This window comes from Arthrobacter sp. 2MCAF15 (assembly GCF_052115605.1).
GTDB lineage: Bacteria > Actinomycetota > Actinomycetes > Actinomycetales > Micrococcaceae > Arthrobacter.
The window spans coordinates 1-2,393 of record NZ_JBFRGZ010000043.1; the positions used below are offsets into that span (position 1 = coordinate 1).

Annotated in this window: 1 protein-coding gene; it reads left to right on the forward strand. The window is 60.6% G+C overall.

The window, feature by feature from the left end; all coding sequences use genetic code 11:
* The first annotated feature begins 405 nt into the window (after nucleotides 1-405).
* Complete coding sequence (locus AB4089_RS22850; protein ID WP_441411550.1) at nucleotides 406-1,419, forward strand: Gfo/Idh/MocA family oxidoreductase; 1,014 nt, start codon at nucleotides 406-408, stop codon at nucleotides 1,417-1,419.
* The last annotated feature ends 974 nt before the right edge of the window (nucleotides 1,420-2,393 follow it).

A 2,393-nucleotide genomic window follows, 5' to 3' on the forward strand; every position in this document is an offset into this window, starting at 1 on the left:
GGCGCAGTGTTCGCGACGCGCCCCGTAGTTCTTGCCCCCATTGCCGGACTATTTGGCACGGTGAGCAAACGCTAATAGTCCTCTCCCCCGTCCAACAACACACAGGAACCGTCCAGTTGGTTAGCGACGCAACGAGGGACCATCAGGACCTATCCCTTGAATCACCCTGCAACGATCTCGTGGGTGCTTAAATTCAAAAGGGCCGCCTTTGTAATGGCATGCGCCGAGCCAGTGCCCCGCGTTCGGCCGAGGCACCGCGAACCACGCCTGCTGAGTCAAGTTCAGAGGCATGGCCCTTGAAGGTGGACACAGCTTTACCCCTCATCTATGGGACAGTCGACGTGCGGGTATCGTCCCGCGAATCTGTACGGGACGATACCCGGCGTTTCTTGGAAGGAACTACGCATGAAAAGCTCAACCACCGACCGCACCCCCCTGCGCGCCGCAGTTATCGGCACCGGCTTGCTTGCCCAGCATCTCTACTCCTACTCCTCCCAGGACGATGTCGAAATTGTTGCGGTGGGATCCTCTAATCCGCAGAAGCTCGGAATCGCGGCTGCCGAGCATTTTGGAGTCGACGGGCCCGAAATCACGATTCAGGAAACCGCCACCGTGCTCGACCGGCCAGACATCGACGTAGTCCTGCACGCGGGACCACAAGATACAGTCTGGGACGCTTTCGAGCAATGTGCCGCACGCGGACTGGACGTGCTCACGACGGCTGGTGGCTACCACCGCTCCGAGCAACTAGACCGATTCGCTCAAGAAGAGCACGTTGTCCGCCTCGCAGAACGGAACGGCGCCCGGCTACTAGGGACYGGAATCTTTCCGGGCTTCACTGCCGACGTGCTCCCAATCGCTCTCGCACGTTTAATGCCGGGGCCGGTAAACCTCACGATCAGGATCATCAGCGATATCGGACCGTGGTCCGAGAAAGTGCTTCGCAAGGAAATCGGCGTGGGCGGGCCTCTACGAGAGGCAGAGCTCGATCTCTTCGATTACGTGAAGGCCTCTGCCCGGATTATCGTTGACAGCATCTCGAGCGCGAGGGTCCAGTGGACATACCGCAGCGACCTTCTCACGTCCACCGAGCTCGTTTCGATTGGACCGGTTGTAGTGCCGCCAGGGAACGTCGCAGGATTCTCGCTCCAGGCCGTGGCCAAGCTCGACGAAAGTGTCGTTGATGTGACCTGGGAGAGTTCGCTAGGAGGTGCCGAGGCCGGAGGGACAATCGTAGCCTCCAGCCTCGACCACGGCTTCAATATCACTACTCGCATCGCCGGGACACCGGCCTACCCGGCGACTGCAGCGCGCCTCCTGAACTCGGTTCGCCCACTGCGCACCCTCCCCCCAGGTTTGCGCCAAGCCTTCGAGGTGCCCTTAGCGACAGTGTGGGCTGATAACAGCGGACATCACTGACTGATACGCCGTGCACTCACCGGGCGCGCACAGGGCGCCTAAGTGCGCGGCGGTCACGCACGGGAGACCATGGGTTGGTTGCAATTCTCAGGGACGTGTGAGGAGCGTGCGTGATGTAAAGGGGCGACGGAGTTCGTTATCGATTTGGCTACCCACACACCCATTGTGCCGCCGTGGACCCCAGGCTGCCAATGCCCCCACTTGACGGCGAGCTCGTCCTTGGAAACGGTGTTCGTGTCCGGCATTGCTTGGTATCGAGGGGGATTTCACCGCCCAGCTCGCGCTGTGGCTACCGCCGGTTCCGCCCGTGACCGGACTTCGTCCCTCGAGTCCGGCTGCACGGGACTACTACTTTCGGAAAAGGCTCCAACGAATATTCCGTCAATTCGCAGGCGCACCAGCGCCGGCCTGGAAAGGTCGCGATAGGTTTGGATTGGCGCAGCGACGGAAGCCTACGCGATCCAGAGCACTGGCCTGACCGCGGCCAAGCCACGAGCGCAAGTGTTTAGGAGTCGCTGGGCCTTACGGAGTCCTCCCTAGTTGCCAGCCGGCTTGTGGGTTAGGACTGGCGCCTGCGCACCGATGTTGAGGATCGTGACTCGCGTGGGCAATCCTATGCCTTGGGTCATATCCAGGAATGCGCCGCAATAGATCGGGCAAAGCCAGGCCAGAGCTGGGGGTCCAGATAGGGTGTCATTTGGCGCGAGGAGCATATCCATTTCAGTATGCGCGAGACAACTGTCTCACTCGTTCAAAGGCTGCCTGCCGTTACGCCGAGTCGTGCGATCAGTTCGTTACCCTAAGGCTGGGCACCCCCGGCCTTCAAGATTCACGTTGCGTCTCGGAGGACCGTGACAATCACTCGAAGCTGATCATCTGCCTGAGCACGGATCCTGTCGCCAGCTCGTCGAAGGCTGTATTCAAGTCTTGGAGCCGGATGTGGCTGGAGATCAACTTCTCGACGGGCAAGCGGC